The organism is Duganella sp. AC237 (assembly GCF_979254035.1).
The window spans coordinates 3,796,169-3,813,883 of the sequence record NZ_CEEDEW010000003.1 but is presented as its reverse complement, the minus strand read 5'-3'; the positions used below and the strand labels follow the sequence as shown (position 1 = coordinate 3,813,883).

Here is a 17,715-nt window from a genome sequence, read left to right as displayed (position 1 = left end):
ATCATGGCATTAGATATGTTCATCAATATGGGCAAAGGCATCGAGGGCGAGTCGGCCGACAAAGTCCAAGGGGGCAAAGGCGACATCGACGTGCTGGCCTGGAGCTGGGGCCTTTCGCAGTCGGGCACCACCCACATGGGCAAGGGCGGCGGCGCCGGCAAGGCCAATTTCCAGGATCTGTCGTTCACCAAATACATCGACTCGGCCACTAACGCGTTGATGATCCACTTGTCCAAAGGCACGCACATTCCCAAGGTGTCGCTGCTGGCACGCAAGGCTGGCTCAGGCCAGATTGCCTATATCAACATGATCATGGAAGAAGTGATGGTCACGTCGGTGTCGACCGGCGGCAGCGGGGGCGAGGACCGTCTGACGGAAAATGTGACCTTGAATTTCGCCAAGGTGACGTTCTCCTACACGCCGCAGACTGGCGCAGGCGCCGAGGATAAGAAGAAGGACTTCGCATGGGATATCGCCGGCAACGCCGAGGGTACGGCCGCGACTGCATAGATGCACGGTACCGGCCTGCGGAAGTGCCGCGGCCGGTTTCGGCCGGCCACAGGCCCCGCCAGGGTTTAGAGCTGGCGCCGCAATGCTGCCGGGACGGTCGCTATCCGATCGTCCACTGAACTTTTGAATTGGAACATCATGACTCCGCAAGAGCTGATACAAGAAGGTAAGCTGGTCGCCGCCCGGGCCGCACTGCAGGAGCAGGTGCGCAAGGACGCGGCGAATCCAAAATACCGGATTTTCCTGTTTCAGTTGCTCTGCGTGCTAGGCCAGTGGAACCGCGCCCTGACGCAATTGAATGTGGCCGGCGAGTTGGACGCCGACAATCTGCCCATGGTGCAGACCTATCGCGAGGCGATCCAATGCGAGGCGCTGCGCGGCGACATTTTCGGCGGCGCGCGCGCGCCGCTCATCTTCGGCCAGCCGCAACCCTGGCTGGCGCTGCTGCTGGAGGCGCTCAAGGCCGACGCCGCCGGGGATGCGGAACGCTCCACCTCGGCCCGCGCCCAAGCCTTCGAACTGGCGCCGGCCGTCGGCGGCAGCATCGACGGCCAGCGTTTCGAGTGGCTGGCCGACGCCGATCAGCGCCTCGGGCCGGTGCTTGAGGCGCTGGTCAACGGCCGCTATTTCTGGATACCGCTGCAACGCATCAGCCGCATCGAACTCGATGCGCCAGTGGACCTGCGTGACGCCGTCTGGACGCCGGCCTCGTTCACCTGGACCAACGGCGCGCAAACCGTCGGCCTGATACCCACTAGATATAACGGCACGGCGGCCAGCGACGACGAGGCGCTGCTGCTGGCGCGCCGCACCGAATGGATCGTGGCGGGCGGCTCCGCCGGCCAGGGCCTGGGCCAGCGCATGCTGGTCTCGGACGCTGGCGACTACCCGTTGATGGACGTGCGCCTGATCGAGTTCGACGCCCAAGCGGATACCGACGCCGACGCGGTTGGCGCCGAAGGAGCCGTCGATGGCTGAGCTGGCGCCACGCGAACGCCTGCAGCCATCGCTGCTGGACCGCCTCAGCGACGACGAGCCGGGCAGCGCGGTCGAATCACGCGAGCGCCGCGTGCTGTCGCTGCGCACGCTGCGCGAGGGTGTGTTGCGCGACCTCGCCTGGCTGCTCAATAGCACCAACCTGTTGTCCGTGCTGGATGCGGCCAAGCTGCCGTACGTCGCCAGTTCGGTCATCAACTACGGTGTGCCGGACATCTCGGGTATCCCGGTCTCGGGCCTGAACCTGAACCAGCTGGAACGCGGCATCCGCCAAGCCATCTGGGACTTCGAGCCGCGCCTGATCCGTTCGTCGGTGAGCGTGCGCGCGCTGGCGACCGCCCAGGTCGGCCACAACAAGATGATCTTCGAAATCGAGGCCGACCTGTGGGCCCAGCCTTATCCTGAGCGGCTGTACCTCAAAACCGAGCTGGACCTGGACCGTGCCGCGGTCGTGCTCACCGAAACCGACGCTCGGAGCGCGTCATGAACCCGCGCTTCCTCCGTTACTACAGCCAGGAGCTGCAACACCTGCGAGAAGTGGGCGGCGAGTTCGCCCGCGACTATCCGAAGATCGCCGGCCGCCTCGGCCTGGACGGCTTCGAATGCGCCGATCCGTACGTCGAACGGCTGCTTGAAGGCTTCAGCTTCCTGGCCGCGCGGGTGCAGATGAAGATCGACGCCGAGTTCCCGCGCTTCACCCAGCACCTTTCCGAGTTGGTGTATCCGCAGTTCCTGGCGCCGACGCCGTCGATGGCGGTGGTGCAGTTGCAGCCGGACCTGAGCAACCCCAGCCTGAAGGAAGGCTACCTCGTGCCGCGCGGCAGCGCCCTGCGCAGCGTGCTGGGAGCCGGCGACAACACCGCCTGCGAATACCGCAGCGGCCACGCCGTCACACTGTGGCCGATCGAGCTGGTGGAAGCCAAGTTCTTCACCCATGGCGGCCACCAGGCCGGCTTGAACGTGGTATTGCCGCCCACCGTCAAGGCCGGCATTCGGCTGCGCCTGCGTACCTGCGGCGGCGTCGCATTCAAGGATCTGCCGCTCGATAGCGTGAGCCTTCACCTGCGCGGCGCCGAGGATATGCCGGTGCGCATATACGAAAAATTGCTTGGCCATGCCGTCGGAGTGCTGGCCACTCCGGTCGGCCGGCCGGCCGCCTGGCACCGGCTGCTACCGAAAAGCGCCGTGCGTCCGCTCGGTTTCGCCGAGGACGAGGCGCTGCTGCCCAGCGGCGATCAAACTTTTCAGGGCTATCGCCTGCTGCGCGAGTATTTCGCCTTCCCGCAGCGCTACCATTTCGTCGAGCTGGGCGGGCTGGGCGAGGCGCTGCGCCAGTGCGCCGACACAGAAGTCGAACTCACCGTCCTGCTGGACCAGGCCGACGCGCAGTTGGAAAAGACGCTCGACGCCTCCCATTTCGCGCTGCACTGCACGCCGGTGGTGAACCTGTTCCAGCGCCGCGCCGACCGCATCAACGTCACCGGCGAGCAGTTCGAGTATCACGTGCTGGTGGACCGCACCCGGCCGATGGACTACGAGGTGTACCAAGTCGATTCGGTGACCGGCTACGGCAGCGGCAACCAGGCCGAGCAGGCGTTCCGGCCCTTCTACACGGCCAAGGATATCGCCGGCGCCCGGCAGGAGCAGGCGTTTTTCCAGATCCGCCGTGAGCCGCGCACCATCTCGCAGCGCCAGCGCCGCGACGGCCCGCGTTCGAGCTACATCGGCAGCGAAGCTTTCATCTCCATCGTCGACGCGGCCGAGGCGCCGTACCGCGCCGAACTGCGCCAACTGGGCCTGTCGGTGTGGTGCACCAACCGCGACCTGCCGCTGTCGATGCCGATCGGCGTCGGCAAGACCGACTTCATTCTCGACTCGGGCGCACCGCTGCTGGCGGCGCGCTGCCTGGCCGGCCCCAGCCAGCCGCACCCGTCGATCGCCGAGGGCAGCGTCGCCTGGCGCTTGCTGAACCACCTGTCGCTTAACTACCTGTCGCTGGTCGACAGCGACGCCGCGCAAGGCGCCGCCGCGCTACGCGAGATGCTGTCGCTGTACTGTCCGCCCACCGACGTGAACGCCCAGCGCCAGATCGACGGCGTGCGCGCCATCGCCTCGCGCGCCGTCACGCGGCGCATGCCGTCGCCGGGGCCGATCACCTTCGGGCGCGGCGTCGAGATCAGCGTCACGCTCGACGACGCCGCCTTCGAAGGCTCCGGCGCCTTCCTGCTGGGCGCCGTGCTGAACCGGTTCTTCGGTCAATACGTTTCCATCAACACTTTCACCGAAACCGTGGTGAAGACGCTCGCGCGCGGCGACATCATGCGTTGGCAAGCACGGGAGGGCGTATGCGCGATCCTGTAGCACTCCATCTCCAGCTCGAACGGAAGGCGGCGCGCATGGACTTCTTCCAGACGCTGCGGCTGATCGAGAATGCCCACCCGGAGCTGCCGCGCATCGGCGCCTCCCTGCGCCCGCGCGACGATGCGGTGCGCTTCGGCCAGGACCCGGAGCTGATTTTCCACGCCGCCGCGCTGGGCCAGTTCAAGCGCGCCTCGGGTGAGTCGCGCGCCCGGCTGGCGGTCAATTTCTTCGGACTGCTGGGCGCCAACGGTCCGCTGCCGACGCATTTGACCGAATACGTGCGCGGACGCCTGCGCAACGGCGGCGACGGCACCATGTTGGCGTTTCTCGACGTATTCCACCACCGCATGCTCGCGCTGTTCTACCGTGCACGCGCCAGCGCCGAACCGACCATCAGTCTTGATCGGGCGGACGCGGACCGCTACTCGATGTTTGTCGGCAGCCTGTTCGGCATCGGCGCGCCGGCGCTGCGCGAGCGTGACGACCTGAGCGACTTCGCCAAGCTGCATTTCGCCGGCCTGATGGCCAGCCGCAACCGGCCGGCATCGGGGCTGGTGTCGATCCTGCGCGCCTATTTCAGGCTGCCTCTGCACGTCGAGCAATTCGTCGGCCATTGGATGCGGCTGCCGGCCGACGCCTACAGCCGCATCGGCCAGGCCGGGCAGGGCAACCGGCTGGGCGGCTCGATGGTGCTGGGGCGCGGCGTCTGGGATTGTCAGAACAAGTTCCGCATCGTCATCGGGCCGATTCCGTATGCAGATTATCAGCGGCTGCTGCCCGGTGGCGACAGCTTGCGCCGCCTGCAGGCATGGGTGCGCAGTTACGCCGGCCTGGCGCTCGACTGGGACCTGCGGCTGGTGTTGGACAAACACGAGCGGCCGCCGTTACGACTGGGCGCCGCCGCCACGGGAGGCACCCGGCTTGGCTGGACCAGCTGGCTGGCCAGCGCCGCGCCGCAGGGGCATCACGACCAGTTATTGATACACCCACGTTAAAGGAAAATCATGGCCGACATCAGCCGTGTTGCATTGTTTGGCAAACTCAATAGCCTGTGCTACCGGGCGATCGAAAGCAGCACCGTGTTCTGCAAGCTGCGCGGCAATCCGTACGTGGAGCTGGTGCACTGGCTGCACCAGATTTTGCAGCTGCAGGATTCGGACCTGGTGCGTGTCATCCGCCAGTACGACCTCGATCCGGCCGCGCTGGCGCGTGACCTGACGGCGGCGCTCGACCGGCTGCCGCGCGGCTCGACCTCCGTCACCGACCTGTCGTCCCAGCTGGAGGAGTCGGTCGAACGGGCCTGGGTGTACGGCACCTTGATGTTCGGCGAATCGCAGGTGCGCTCCGGGCACCTGATCATCGGCTTGTTGAAAACCACCGGCCTGCGCAACGCGCTGTATGGCATGTCCAGGCAGTTCGAGAAAATCAAGCTCGAACACCTGTCCGACAACTTCGCCAGCCTGCTGCGCGAATCGCCTGAAGCGAAGATGGTCGCCACCGACGGCTTCTCGGGCGGCGGTGCGTCGCCCGGCGAAGCCTCCGGTGCAATCGCCCCGGCCGCGATGGGCAAGCAGGAAGCGTTGAAGAAATTCACCGTTGACCTGACCGAACAGGCGCGCAGCGGAAAGATGGACCCGATCGTCGGCCGCGACGACGAAATCCGCCAGATGGTCGACATCCTGATGCGCCGGCGCCAGAACAACCCGATCATGATCGGCGAGGCTGGCGTCGGCAAGACGGCGGTGGTGGAGGGCTTCGCGCAGCGCGTCGCGCGCGGCGACGTGCCGCCGTCGCTCAAGGAGGTACAGCTGCTGACGTTGGATGTTGGCCTGCTGCAGGCCGGCGCCAGCATGAAGGGCGAGTTCGAGCAGCGGCTACGCTCCGTCATCGACGAGGTGCAAGCCAGCCAGAAGCCGATCATCCTGTTCATCGACGAGACGCATACGCTGGTGGGCGCAGGCGGCGCGGCCGGCACCGGCGACGCCGCCAACCTGCTGAAACCGGCCCTGGCGCGCGGCACGCTGCGCACCATCGGCGCCACCACCTTCGCCGAATACAAGAAGCACATCGAAAAAGACCCGGCGTTGACGCGCCGCTTCCAATCGATCCAGGTCGACGAGCCGAGCGAGGAACGAGCGATCCTGATGATGCGTGGCGTCGCCTCGACGATGGAAAAGCACCACAAGGTGCAGATCCTCGACGAAGCGCTGGAAGCGGCCGTCAAGCTGTCGCACCGCTACATCCCGGCGCGCCAGCTGCCCGACAAATCGGTCAGCCTGATCGACACGGCCTGCGCGCGCGTGGCCGTCAGCCTGCACGCCACGCCGGCCGAAGTGGACGACAGCCGCAAGCGCATCGAAGCGCTGGAGGTCGAACTGGGCATCATCGGCCGCGAAGGCGCGATCGGCATCGACACCGGCAAGCGCGCCGCCGACGCCAACGATTTGTTGGGTGTGGAACGCGATCGTCTGGCGGGTCTGGAGACGCGCTGGAACGATGAGCGCGTGCTGGTCGATCAATTGCTGTCGTTGCGTGCGCGGTTGCGCGACGGCGCCCAACCGGTGGAAGGCACCGGCAGCAAGCTGGAAGCGACTGCCGGAAGTGCCGCGCCGGCCGCGCCGCTGACGGTGGAGCAGCGCATCGTCCTGATGGCGGAGCTGAAGGAAGTTCAGGCGAAACTGACCGACCTGCAAGGCGAAACCCCGCTGATCCTGCCGACGGTCGACTACCAGGCGGTGGCCGCCGTGGTGGGCGACTGGACCGGCATCCCGGTCGGACGCATGGCGAAAAACGAGATGGAAACCATCCTCAACATCGCCTCGCAGCTGAGCAAGCGCGTGATCGGCCAGGACCACGCGATGGAGATGATCGCCAAGCGCATCCAGACCTCGCGCGCGGGGTTGGACAATCCGAGCAAGCCGATCGGGGTGTTCATGCTGGCCGGTACCTCCGGCGTCGGCAAGACCGAGACCGCGCTGGCGTTGGCCGAAGCGTTGTACGGCGGCGAGCAAAACCTTATCACCATCAACATGAGCGAGTACCAGGAAGCGCACACGGTGTCGACTTTAAAGGGGGCACCGCCGGGCTACGTCGGCTACGGCGAAGGCGGCGTGCTGACCGAGGCGGTGCGACGCAAGCCATACTCGGTGGTGCTGCTCGACGAGGTGGAGAAAGCCCACCCGGATGTGCACGAGATGTTCTTCCAGGTGTTCGACAAGGGCTTCATGGAGGACGGGGAGGGGCGGTTCATCGATTTCAAGAACACGCTGATCATTCTGACGACGAACGCCGGCACCGATCTCATCGCCGGCTTGTGCAAAGACCCGGATCTGATGCCGGAGCCGGACGACATGGCCAAGGCGCTGCGCGCGCCGCTGCTGAAGATCTTTCCGCCGGCACTGCTGGGCCGGCTGGTGGCGATACCGTACTACCCGCTGTCGGACGAGATGCTCGGTTCGATCGTCAAACTGCAACTGAACCGCATCAAGAAGCGCGTCGAAGCGCGCTACAAAATTCCGTTCGAGTACACCGAGGACGTGGTCAAGCTGGTGGTTTCGCGTTGCACCGAGGGCGAGTCGGGGGGGCGCATGATTGATGCGATCTTAACTAACACCATGCTGCCGGATATTTCGAAAGAGTTCCTGAGTCGGATGATGGTGGGGCAGGCGGTGGCCGGCGTTCAGGTGGGGGTGGAGAACGGCGGATTCAGTTACCGGTTTTAAGCCGTCGGCGCGGCTGACCCCATCGCGATTTGAAGTGCTATTTCTATACGCGTATAAACGAACTCGACACCGATTGCCATGAATTATTCAAAATTCCTCGATTCGATCACTTATCTCAGCCATAACGTCAATTCGGCCCTTGCCAACGACGTTATGCATCGCATGATGATATTGGCTGCGGCGAATCATCAGAATAATTTCGACGCTGTCGTCACAGCGCACCTTGGACCAGTGTCGACTTCCGGTGCGGGAGTGTACGTTGGCAATGGCGAGGCACGGCGAGCGGCATTGAGAGCTCTGTTGCTGTGCCAGGCAGTTTATTTGCGCCCGCCCGTGCAGCAATTTGACCATACGGTGCTAATAGATGGCGGTTGGCCAGCCGGTACGATCAATCGATGGAAATGGAGGAGCGAGATCGATATCCAACAGGCGATTCGTATCTATGTGAAAGACGCGAGTGCGGACGCGGATGCCATGGTGCGGGCGGCGACGATGGAGCCCGGCGAAAACAACGTCGGCTTGTTGACGCAGTTGCACACGGTCGCGCGTGACCGTCGGCCATTCCCTGTCGAGGGGACCTGCTATCGGGCGGTTCAGTCATGGTTGTTGGCATCTGGCCATGTGACATTGCAGTGGTATTTACGCAGCAGCGTCACCGCCATCGTTGGCGTAATGACGGATGCCAATTGCGTGGCGGCCCAGCTGTTGGCTATATTCCCCCAAGGTGTGATGGTCGATGTTAGCAATAACTTCGACGGATTCAACCCTAATATCGGCGACATTATCTATATGTACCGGGCTAATCCCAACGGCGTGCCGAAAGCGGGCGGGCAACTTGGGCATTGGATGGTCATCGGGGAAAACGGGAAGGCTTACGGCTGCAACAATTTTACGACCGGTGTGGCAGTCGGGACGAATCCGCGCTATGACAGTACCTCAATACGCCGGCAAGTTCTCGCAATGCGCGAAACCCAAATTCAGCCGGGCGTACCCGATAGCCACTTTGTAAGGATATTCAATCCAACGCTCGTTGAGCCTTAGAAACTATAGTCCGCGTGATAGTCCTAATTTGCTGCATGCGGTCATTGAGCGAGTTTATTCACCCGGAAATGGGTATGACACGGATCTTAGTGGAAGGCGGCGCAAGTCTGCCTTTCGGACAGGTACTGGGCAAAAGGACTGGATGTTTCCGCCGCTGCCGGCTTTAGTTGAGGACGGGTCTCAATGTCAGACTTGACGCCGGTTAGAGATGTGTTGATCACATTTGTAAAGGATCTTGTATGCCGAATATTACGTTTCAAGCATGGATTGGGCACTCGCCGAGCGACTCCGGCCACATGGTGATGGTCGAACATGATCCGAATGGCCCCATCGCCTCCGACATCTGCTATGAATTTGAGGGGCCAATCGGAAAAGAGTCCGCTGCGGTGTATAAAAATAAAGCGGGACCTTATGATGTAGGGACGGTGGTAAAGTATATAGATAGCGATACAAAATTAGAATCCACTGCAAAAACCGTAAAGTTGAAGGCCACCGTGCGAAGTAGTATTGAAAACATGAAATATCAATTGCAAAAGACAAGGGGAGGCATAACGAGATTTGCGCATTGGCGAATGTTGACAGTTTTCATTAGTGAAAAAGAACATGAGCAGTTAAGAGCCCAGATTGCGATTCGTATGGCGGTTGGTGTGTATTGCTTTGCTCGAGAGGCGAAAGGTACATCGCCGATTTTTCCCGAAAATACCGAGGGTGTTGGGGGATTTCCATTTCTAACTGAACTGATTTTTGCTACGCGGTGCATGACGCCCTTGGAGGACTTGGCCTTGATGCGCCATATATGCCTCCCAACGGGCTCCGCCGAATACGTCTTGAGGGCTTTTCATTATTTTAATAGAGACGGTTCAAGCACCCTATCGGAAAAACTCAAGATTTGATTTTTACCCAGGCGCCTGATCCGCTCCGTACCGTCTTTTCCACGATGCGAGGAACCACTATGCAAACCGATCTCGGAATAAATGCACCCCAAGGAAGTCGGAGTGACGGAATTGAAGACCTTCTTCCTTGTCGCACAAGGCAAACAGTTAACGACGCAGTTCGGACTCGCAACTAGGGGAAGATCCGATATTCCGGAACGTGCTGATCAGTTCTTCGTGCTGATGAGCTGTTAGTGATTGCTCCACTGGCAGTCTCGCAGAAACGTTTTAGCTGGGGCCGTGTCCAGATGCCAGACTTGACCCCATGGCCCAAGATGCCAGACTTGACCCCATGGCCCAAGAGTCAGGTTTTCAGGGGCAAATCTGACATTCGGGCAAAACCTAAAGAATAAATTAATTGAATGTTGCCATCGCGAAAAGCCTTAGTTGAGGTCGTGTCCAAATGCCAGACTTGACCCCATTACCCAATTTAAATTGTGGAGTATGACATGGAAGATAATGGAATTCTTTTTAGCTATAAAAATGTAGAGGAATATACCGAAAGCATTAGAAGAGTACGCATGCAGCTGTGTACTTGGAGGCCGCCATATTATATCCTAAATGACCGTCTGAATAAAGGAATGAGACGTATTGCCGTGGCAATATTTGACGAGAAAAATGATTGTTCAATTGACGTTTGCCTACTAGGAAATACACTCTATATTCTAGGAATGCGATTGGCCGAGAGGCAGTGGTTTGTTACTAAAAACCAAGCAAAAGAATTTGGAGGAATTCCCAACATAATAACCCTTCCGTTCGAATCCGGTTACGGTGCACTAGGTATAGCAGAGGGAATGCAGATTAACCATTTTTCGATCTCCGATGCTTCAGTTCACTGCGAGAATATAAAAAATTATATTCACGGATTGGGTGAACAAAATCTAGACGAAAACGTCGTAAAAAACTGCAAGATAGCTATTGGTTTTTTTGCTATGACAATTGGTGAGGCCGCCAGATTTAGCGAGGTGGAAACAAAATTTGTGCATGGACCAGTCGATCCAGGAGCACTTGTTCCGCTTTTACAGAAATGGGTAATATCCAGCTGTGCGCCAGACAATGTTTTTCCATCTCTCTCAGTCGCCGTCGTTGGCATTCCGGAGAAGCCCCGGGGTGAGATTATGAAGAAAGTTACCGAACTTGCATTGACAGATGTTACTAGGCAACTGCAACCTACTGAAGACGATATTTGTTTAGAAAGTAAGGGTGCGCGTGCATTTATGAAGAAAAATCCCCCATTTGATAAATTAGACGAGGAAGCATGGCAGGTTGGCTATGGATATTTGCTTTACGCTTATTATTTAAATCGCTGCGAGGATGATGCGTTAAGCATAGCGCATAAAAAATTCGATAAATTTAGAGCAGGGAATAAACCCGTGACTGCGATACAGCTAAATACTATGTAGTCAAATTTAGATTTTAAAGAGTAATCTTGCTCGCTTTGATCGTGTTGTAAATCGACTGAAGCTTGTTTGCCTATTCTCTGGAGTAAGAATGCCAAACCAAGTATCCATGGGTGCATTAATGACCTGCACCTTCGGCGTCGCGCCTTCCTCACTAATGGTGCCGCCAAAAAACAAGGTGCTAGCCGAAGGTCCGCCGGCGGCCAATATCATGGACCACATCCCGATGGTGAACATCATGCCGTTCGGGATGTGCAGTTCGATGGCCAACCCGATGGTGATTGCCGCCACCGCCGCCGCGCTGGGCGTACTGACGCCGATGCCGTGCATTCCGGCCACCAGCGCGCCGTGGGTGCCGGGCGCGCCGACGGTGTTAATCGCCAACATGCCGGCGCTCGACAACGTATCGAAATGCATGTGCAACTGGGGAGGTGTGATCGCCTTCAGCACGGCCGGCACCGTCAAGACCATGATTCCTTAACACGAAAGAAACCGAGATACCGATGCCCGCAACGCAAGCCCACCGCGACATATCCGTGACCTCCGCGCTGGCGGGCGACGCGCTGTTGTTCCATTCGATGAATGGCACCGAGCAGTTGGGACGGCTGTCGGAGTACCGCGTGCAGCTCAGCAGCGCGAAGAAGGACATCCGCATCGGCGACGTGCTCGGCAAGCCGATGGGCGTGCACATCAATCTGGCCGGTGGCGGCGTACGCCATTTCAACGGTGTCGTCACGCGCTTTCGCAGCAACGGCTGGGACAATCACGGCGCCTCCTACGAGGCCGTTGTCCATCCGTGGTTGTGGTTGTTGACGCGCGCGTCGAACTGTCGCATTTTCCAGGACTTGTCGGTGCCCGAAATCGTTGCCGAGGTGTGCGGTGCCGCCGCGTACGGCGGCCTGGTTGACCTGTCGGCCGGCGCGCTCAGCGGCACCTATCCCAAGCTGCCTTACTGCGTGCAGTACCGCGAGACCGATTTCAACTTCGTCTGCCGCCTGCTGGAGGGCGCCGGCATCTACTTCTTCTTCACGCACGACGCCGACAAGCACACGATGGTGCTGGCCGATTCCTATGGCGCGCACGTGCCCATTCCCGGCGAGGCGTTGAAGTTTTCCAGCGAGGACCGGCGCGTGAGCACCGATGACGAGATGGTCTACGCATGGTCGGCGTCGGGCGAAATCGGGTCGAGCGCCTTTGCCCTGAACGATTTCGATTTCGAGAAGGCCGCCGCCAGCAACAGCGGTGGCCTGCTGGTGAAGTCGACCATCGCCGCGCCTTTCGAACAGTCCGCGTTCGAGATGTTCGATTACCCCGGTGGCTATACCCTGGCCGCCGACGGCACGGCGCTGGCGCGCGGGCGCATGGAAAGCCTGCACGGCCAGGGCGAGCGCATCGACGCCACCAGCAACGCGCGCGCGCTGTGCACGGGAGGCTTGTTCACGTTGGCCGAGCATCCGCGCGACGACCAGAACCGCACCTACCTGGTGACGGAGGCCGCTTACGCGATCAAGGGCGTCGATTACCGTACTGGTGGCGGTGGCATCGATTTTCAGGTGACGATTGCGGCGATCGGCAACGCGTTCGCGTTCCGGCCGTTGCCGGTGACGCGCAAGCCGGTGGTGCAGGGGCCGCAGACTGCAATGGTGGTCGGCAAAGCCGGCGAGGAGATCTGGACCGACAAATACGGGCGGGTCAAGGTGCAGTTCCACTGGGACCGTCTGGGCCAGGATGACGAGAAAAGCTCGTGCTGGGTGCGCGTGTCGCAAAGCTGGGCCGGCAAGGGCTGGGGAACGATGTTCATTCCGCGCATCGGCATGGAGGTGGTGGTCGAGTTCCTCGAGGGCGATCCTGACCGGCCGCTGATCACCGGTTGCGTCTACAACTCGGACGCGCTGCCGCCGTACGCGCTGCCCGCCGAGCAGACCAAGTCCACCCTCAAGTCGAATTCGTCGAAGGGCAGCGAGGGCTACAACGAGTTGCGCTTCGAGGACAAGAAGGGCGCGGAAGAAGTCTACGTGCAGGCCGAGCGCGATTTCAAACGCGTGGTCAAGAACAACGACGTGCTGAAGGTCGGCTTCGAAACCGCCGCCAAGGGCGACCAGGACATCGCCATCAAGAACGACCGCATGCTCGACGTGGGCCACGACGAGAAGATCAAGGTGGGCAACGATCAGGGCGTCGACATCGCCAAGAACCATACGGTGAAGGTGGGTGCCGACGAAAGCATCGCCATCGACGGCGCGCAGAAGATCAAGGTGGGCACCACCATCGCCATCGAGGCCGGTACGTCGATCGAGTTGAAGGTGGGCGGCAGCAGCATCAAGATCGAGGCGGCCAAGATCACCATCAAGTCCGCTCAGATCGAGATCGCCGCCGACGCCAACATTGAGGCCAAGGCAGGGGCGATGATGGTGATCAGTGGCGGCGCCATGGTCAAGATAAATTGATGTCAACCCTGACGATTAACCGATGATGCTGACCCTGAGTGTTCTCACGTATCGCAACCAGCCAACGCCGCAGGCGACAGCGGGGCGCTTTTCCGACGCTGGTGGCGCCTTGGGACGTGGACCCGACAACCTGCTGGTCCTCGACGATCCAGGAAAATACATCTCGCGCACGCATGCGCGGGTGAGCTGTCGTGGCGGGGCGTATTTTCTCGAGGACGTCGGCAGCAATCCCAGTGTGATCAACGACCGGCCGCTGGGCAAGGGCCGCGAGATCATGCTGGCCGACGGCGACCGCATCGTCATCGGCGACTATCAGCTCGAGGCGCGCGTGCTCGCCGAGACGCCGGCCACCCCGTGGCTGCCGCCGGTGCCGATGAACGATCCCGCGTTGCCATTGTTCGAGCCGCCGCCTGTGGCCGCGCCAGTATCGCTGCCGGCGCTGGAGCCGATCCCCAGACCCGTCGCGGCGCCGGCCTATCAAGCCACGCCATTCGATGCCTTGGCAGGCGCGCGCATACTCGATATCGCTCCCACCGACGGTGCGGCTTTGGCCCTCGACGATCCGCTTGGACTTAACCTGTTCGCGGCTCCGCCGCCGGCGCCTGTCGTGCCGGGCGATTTCGGATTGAATTTGGCACCGCAACACCACGCAGCCGAAAGCGATCATGTGTCGCCTGAGCTGATCCCGTTCCGCATGCCGGTGGCTGACACGCCCAAGCCTGCGTCGGGCGGATTCGCGATTCCGCATGATTACGATCCGCTGGCGGACTTTTTGCCGCCGGTGGTCGCGCCCGCGCCTGCGCAACAGGAACCTATGGCGGCTCCGCCGTTGCCCGTGAGCGAGCCGGTAGCCGTGCGCGAAGAGCAGATACAGGCAGTGGCCGCGCCGCCGTCTCCGGCAGCCATCACTCCATCGGCAACCCCGGCATCAGCGCCTGCGGCCAGCGACAGCGAAATCCTCGAGGCGCTGCTGCGCGGTCTTGGCCTGCCGGATTTGCAGCTCAATCGCTCCGGCGTGCAGGTGGCCGAAACCGTCGGCGCGATGCTGCGCGAGGCGACCACCGGCACCATGGATGTGCTGATGGCGCGCGCGCTGACCAAGAAGGAGAGCCGCATCGATATGACGATGATCTCCGTCAGCGCCAACAATCCGCTGAAGTTCTTCCCCAATCCGGACAGCGCGCTGACGCAGATGCTGACCAACACCATGGCCGGCTACATGCCGCCAGTGCAGGCGATGCGCGGCGCGTTCGATGACTTGAAGGCGCACGAACTGGCCGTCATCGCCGGCATGCGCGCGGCGCTGGCGGCGGTGCTGCAGCGCTTCGACCCGGCGCGTATCGAGGGCCGCCTCGCCGTGCCGAGCGTGATGGACAAGATGATGGTCTCGCACCGGAAGGCCAAGCTGTGGGACCGCCTGGTGGTTCTATACGGCGAAATCGCGCGCGAGGCCGACGACGATCTGCAACGTCTGTATGGCGAAAAATTCTCGGAGGCGTACGAAGAGCAGGTCGCGCGCCTGCGCCAGGCTCGCAAATAGAAGCGGCTTCCACAATCAATGAGCAATCGATGAGGCATCATGGCTTGGAAAAATAAAGTGGTCTGGTCGGAGGGCATGCTGCTGCAGCCGCAGCACCTGCAGCAGCACGACCGTTACTGGCAAAGCCAGCTCGAGGCGCGGGTGGCTGCGTTGACGCCTTACGGCTACGGTTTCGCCGACCTGCGGCTCGACGAGCAGCAACTGGCGCTGGGCAAGCTGTCGTTGCTGTCCTGCCGCGCGGTGCTGCCCGACGGTACGCCGTTCGATTTGCCGTCCGAGGACGATCTGCCACTGCCGCTCGACGTACCGGCCGACGCCCGCAACGTGCTGGTGGTGCTGGCGTTGCCGTTGCGCCGCCATGGCGTGGCCGAAGTGGGCAACCAGGACGGCCCGGACAACTTCGCCCGCCACCGCGTCGACGACTACGAGGTCTGGGACAGCAACGGCCTGGATAACAGCGCGCTGATGCAGGTCGGTAAGCTGCGCCTGCGCCTCGCGCTGGAGAGTGAAGTCGTCAACGCTTACGCCACACTGGGCATCGCCCGCATCGTCGAGCGGCGCGCCGACAACCGCGTGGTGCTCGATCCCGAATATTGTCCGCCATGCCTGGACTTCCGCGCCGCGCCACGCCTGGCCGGCTTCGCCGACGAACTGGTAGGCCTGCTGCACCAGCGTGGCGACGCGCTGGCCGCGCGGCTGTCGCAGCCCGGTGCCACCGGCGCCGCCGAAATAGCCGACTTCCTGCTGCTGCAGTTGCTGAATCGCGTCGAGCCTCAGTTCATGCACCTCGCCGGCGCCACCGGAGTGCATCCGGAGCGGTTGTATAGCGCGATGCTGCAACTGGCCGGCGAGCTGGCTACCTTTACCGAGGCGGGCAAGCGCGCGGCGGCGTATGCGCAGTATCGTCATGACCATCTGGCCGAGAGCTTTGCGCCGGTGATCGCCGATCTGCGACGCGCCTTGTCGACCGTGATGGACGCGCAGGCCGTGGCGATCCCGCTCGAGGAGCGCCAGTTCGGCATCCGCGTGGCGGTGTTGCCGGACAAGGAGCTGCTGCGCTCTGCGTCGTTTGTGCTGGCTGTGAACGCGCAGATGCCGGCCGAGATGGTGCGCAACGCCTTCCCGGCACAGGTCAAGATCGGCTCCGTGGAGAAGATCCGCGACCTGGTCAACCTTCAGCTGCCGGGCATCGGCCTGCGGGCCTTGCCGGTGGCACCGCGCCAATTGCCGTTCTACGCCGGTCACACCTATTTTGAACTGGATCGCAGCAGCGAGTACTTCCAGCACCTCACCAACTCGGCCGGCTTCGCATTGCACGTGGCCGGCGATTTTCCTGGATTGCAGATGCAGTTCTGGGCCATCAGAAGGTAGGCGGGCGTGAGCGCGCAAGATCCCCGCGACCCCAACCCGGACCCTGACGCCACGATGATGGTGCCGCGCCCGGGCGGACGCCGGCCCGCGTCGACGGCGACGACGGCGACGGCGCCAGTCGACGCCACTGCCGTCACGCCCATAGCGGCGACGCCGCAGCCGGCCGCGCCAAGCTTTGCGGCGGTATCGCCGCCGTCGCCGTCCGCAGCGACGGTTCCCGTGTCGCTCGGCGGCGGACTCAATCCGCTGGTGCGCGCCGCCAACCCGTTGCTCGACCTGGTGGTCCCGCTACGCACCACGGCGCAGCCACCCGATTTACAGCAGTTGCGAGAACGTCTGGCGCAGGCGCTCAAAACCTTTGAAGTCGAGGCCCGCGCGGGTGGTGTCGATAGCGAAGCCATCGCCGCCGCGCGCTATGCGCTTTGCACGCTGCTCGATGAAACCATCGCCAGCACTGCCTGGGGCAGCGGGGTGTGGAACACGCGCAGCCTGCTGGTGGCCTTCCATAATGAGGCGTCCGGCGGCGAGAAGGTGTTCCTGATCCTGCAAAGGCTAAGCCAGAATCCCGCCGCCAACCTCGATCTGCTGGAATTGATGTATCTGTGCCTGGCTCTTGGCCTGGAAGGCCGCTACCGCATGCTGGAACAGGGCCAGGCGCAACTGGCGACACTGCGCGAACGCCTGCTGCAGCTGATCCGTCAGCACCGTGGCAGCTACGAGGCCGACCTGTCGCCATCCTGGCGCGGCGAGACCACGCGCGCCACATCGCCGCTGCGTCGGGTGCCGCTATGGGTGCTGGTCGCCGCCGCCGCCGTGGTCCTGCTGATCGTGCAACTGGTCTGCGGCGTCCTGCTGAACCGCGCGTCCGACCCTGTATTTGCCGAATTGTCGGCTATCCGCGTGCTGCGCACGACGCCAGCGCCACCGCGCGCGCCGCCGCCGGCCGCGCCGCCCCGCATCGCCGGCTTCCTGGCACCGGAAATCGCCCAAGGCCTGGTGAGCGTGCGCGAGACGGCGGGACGTTGCGTCATCACCGTGCGCGGCGACGGCATGTTCGGCTCCGGCAGCGCCGAGGTGCGCGACACGGTGTCGCCACTGCTGGCGCGCATCGGCGAGGCACTGAACACACTGCCGGGCAAGGTGGTCGTCATCGGCCACACCGACAACACCAAGCCGGGGCTGTCGGCGCGCCTGCCTTCCAACTATGACCTGTCCAAGGCGCGCGCCGCCGGCGTGATGACGGCGCTGGCGGGGCGCGCCGGCCCGGTGTCGCGCTACACCGCCGAGGGACGTGGCGATACAGAGCCGCTGGTCGCAAACGACAGTCCGATCAACCGCGCGCGCAACCGCCGGGTCGACATCGTCGTGTTGACACCGGCGCCGGCGCCGTGACGG

The 17,715-nt window shown here is 62.3% G+C and carries 14 protein-coding genes; all 14 read left to right on the top strand.

Features of this window, described 5'->3' with window-relative positions; translation table 11 throughout:
• Window positions 1-3: 3 nt before the first annotated feature.
• Window positions 4-510, top strand: coding sequence for an Hcp family type VI secretion system effector (locus AC0IYS_RS16890; RefSeq protein ID WP_471706249.1), 507 nt, complete (start codon window positions 4-6; stop codon window positions 508-510).
• A gap of 138 nt (window positions 511-648) precedes the next feature.
• Window positions 649-1,488, top strand: coding sequence for a type VI secretion system accessory protein TagJ (locus tag AC0IYS_RS16885; RefSeq protein WP_471706248.1), 840 nt, complete (start codon window positions 649-651; stop codon window positions 1,486-1,488).
• Complete coding sequence (tssE, locus tag AC0IYS_RS16880; protein WP_471706246.1) at window positions 1,481-1,993, top strand: type VI secretion system baseplate subunit TssE; 513 nt, start codon at window positions 1,481-1,483, stop codon at window positions 1,991-1,993. Before AC0IYS_RS16885 ends, tssE begins: the two co-directional genes overlap by 8 nt.
• Window positions 1,990-3,867, top strand: coding sequence for a type VI secretion system baseplate subunit TssF (gene tssF / locus AC0IYS_RS16875; RefSeq protein ID WP_471706245.1), 1,878 nt, complete (start codon window positions 1,990-1,992; stop codon window positions 3,865-3,867). The genes tssE and tssF overlap by 4 nt, the downstream gene beginning before the upstream one ends.
• The gene (gene tssG / locus AC0IYS_RS16870) at window positions 3,852-4,862 is read left to right on the top strand and encodes a type VI secretion system baseplate subunit TssG (RefSeq protein WP_471706244.1); all 1,011 of its coding nucleotides are present in this window, start codon (window positions 3,852-3,854) and stop codon (window positions 4,860-4,862) included. The genes tssF and tssG overlap by 16 nt, the downstream gene beginning before the upstream one ends.
• Window positions 4,863-4,871: 9 nt before the next feature.
• The gene (gene tssH / locus AC0IYS_RS16865; protein ID WP_471706243.1) at window positions 4,872-7,589 is read left to right on the top strand and encodes a type VI secretion system ATPase TssH; all 2,718 of its coding nucleotides are present in this window, start codon (window positions 4,872-4,874) and stop codon (window positions 7,587-7,589) included.
• Window positions 7,590-7,667: 78 nt separating this feature from the next.
• A complete protein-coding gene (locus AC0IYS_RS16860) occupies window positions 7,668-8,630 on the top strand; it encodes a hypothetical protein (RefSeq protein ID WP_471706242.1) in 963 nt (320 codons plus the stop codon).
• Between the two features lie 239 nt (window positions 8,631-8,869).
• Window positions 8,870-9,523, top strand: a complete 654-nt coding sequence (locus tag AC0IYS_RS16855) for a hypothetical protein (protein ID WP_471706241.1) — start codon at window positions 8,870-8,872, stop codon at window positions 9,521-9,523.
• A 488-nt stretch (window positions 9,524-10,011) separates the two neighbouring features.
• Window positions 10,012-10,965 (top strand): ribosome-inactivating family protein, encoded by a 954-nt coding sequence (locus AC0IYS_RS16850; protein WP_471706240.1) that lies wholly within the window; start codon window positions 10,012-10,014, stop codon window positions 10,963-10,965.
• An 88-nt stretch (window positions 10,966-11,053) separates the two neighbouring features.
• Complete coding sequence (locus AC0IYS_RS16845; RefSeq protein ID WP_471706239.1) at window positions 11,054-11,443, top strand: DUF4280 domain-containing protein; 390 nt, start codon at window positions 11,054-11,056, stop codon at window positions 11,441-11,443.
• A gap of 22 nt (window positions 11,444-11,465) precedes the next feature.
• A complete protein-coding gene (locus AC0IYS_RS16840) occupies window positions 11,466-13,409 on the top strand; it encodes a type VI secretion system Vgr family protein (protein ID WP_471706238.1) in 1,944 nt (647 codons plus the stop codon).
• A gap of 22 nt (window positions 13,410-13,431) precedes the next feature.
• Window positions 13,432-14,949, top strand: a complete 1,518-nt coding sequence (gene tagH, locus AC0IYS_RS16835) for a type VI secretion system-associated FHA domain protein TagH (RefSeq protein WP_471706237.1) — start codon at window positions 13,432-13,434, stop codon at window positions 14,947-14,949.
• A 39-nt stretch (window positions 14,950-14,988) separates the two neighbouring features.
• Window positions 14,989-16,320, top strand: a complete 1,332-nt coding sequence (gene tssK / locus AC0IYS_RS16830) for a type VI secretion system baseplate subunit TssK (RefSeq protein ID WP_471706236.1) — start codon at window positions 14,989-14,991, stop codon at window positions 16,318-16,320.
• A 6-nt stretch (window positions 16,321-16,326) separates the two neighbouring features.
• Entirely contained in the window at window positions 16,327-17,712 is a 1,386-nt protein-coding gene (gene icmH, locus AC0IYS_RS16825; RefSeq protein WP_471706235.1) for a type IVB secretion system protein IcmH/DotU, read from the top strand.
• Window positions 17,713-17,715 lie beyond the last annotated feature (3 nt).

Excerpts from the sequence above, each read along its gene's own strand:
- AC0IYS_RS16890 (WP_471706249.1), top strand. The coding sequence starts at position 4 with ATGGCATTAGATATGTTCATCAATATGGGCAAAGGCATCGAGGGCGAG.
- AC0IYS_RS16885 (WP_471706248.1), top strand. The coding sequence starts at position 649 with ATGACTCCGCAAGAGCTGATACAAGAAGGTAAGCTGGTCGCCGCCCGG.
- tssE (WP_471706246.1), top strand. The coding sequence starts at position 1,481 with ATGGCTGAGCTGGCGCCACGCGAACGCCTGCAGCCATCGCTGCTGGAC.
- tssF (WP_471706245.1), top strand. The coding sequence starts at position 1,990 with ATGAACCCGCGCTTCCTCCGTTACTACAGCCAGGAGCTGCAACACCTG.
- tssG (WP_471706244.1), top strand. The coding sequence starts at position 3,852 with ATGCGCGATCCTGTAGCACTCCATCTCCAGCTCGAACGGAAGGCGGCG.
- tssH (WP_471706243.1), top strand. The coding sequence starts at position 4,872 with ATGGCCGACATCAGCCGTGTTGCATTGTTTGGCAAACTCAATAGCCTG.
- AC0IYS_RS16860 (WP_471706242.1), top strand. The coding sequence starts at position 7,668 with ATGAATTATTCAAAATTCCTCGATTCGATCACTTATCTCAGCCATAAC.
- AC0IYS_RS16855 (WP_471706241.1), top strand. The coding sequence starts at position 8,870 with ATGCCGAATATTACGTTTCAAGCATGGATTGGGCACTCGCCGAGCGAC.
- AC0IYS_RS16850 (WP_471706240.1), top strand. The coding sequence starts at position 10,012 with ATGGAAGATAATGGAATTCTTTTTAGCTATAAAAATGTAGAGGAATAT.
- AC0IYS_RS16845 (WP_471706239.1), top strand. The coding sequence starts at position 11,054 with ATGCCAAACCAAGTATCCATGGGTGCATTAATGACCTGCACCTTCGGC.
- AC0IYS_RS16840 (WP_471706238.1), top strand. The coding sequence starts at position 11,466 with ATGCCCGCAACGCAAGCCCACCGCGACATATCCGTGACCTCCGCGCTG.
- tagH (WP_471706237.1), top strand. The coding sequence starts at position 13,432 with ATGATGCTGACCCTGAGTGTTCTCACGTATCGCAACCAGCCAACGCCG.
- tssK (WP_471706236.1), top strand. The coding sequence starts at position 14,989 with ATGGCTTGGAAAAATAAAGTGGTCTGGTCGGAGGGCATGCTGCTGCAG.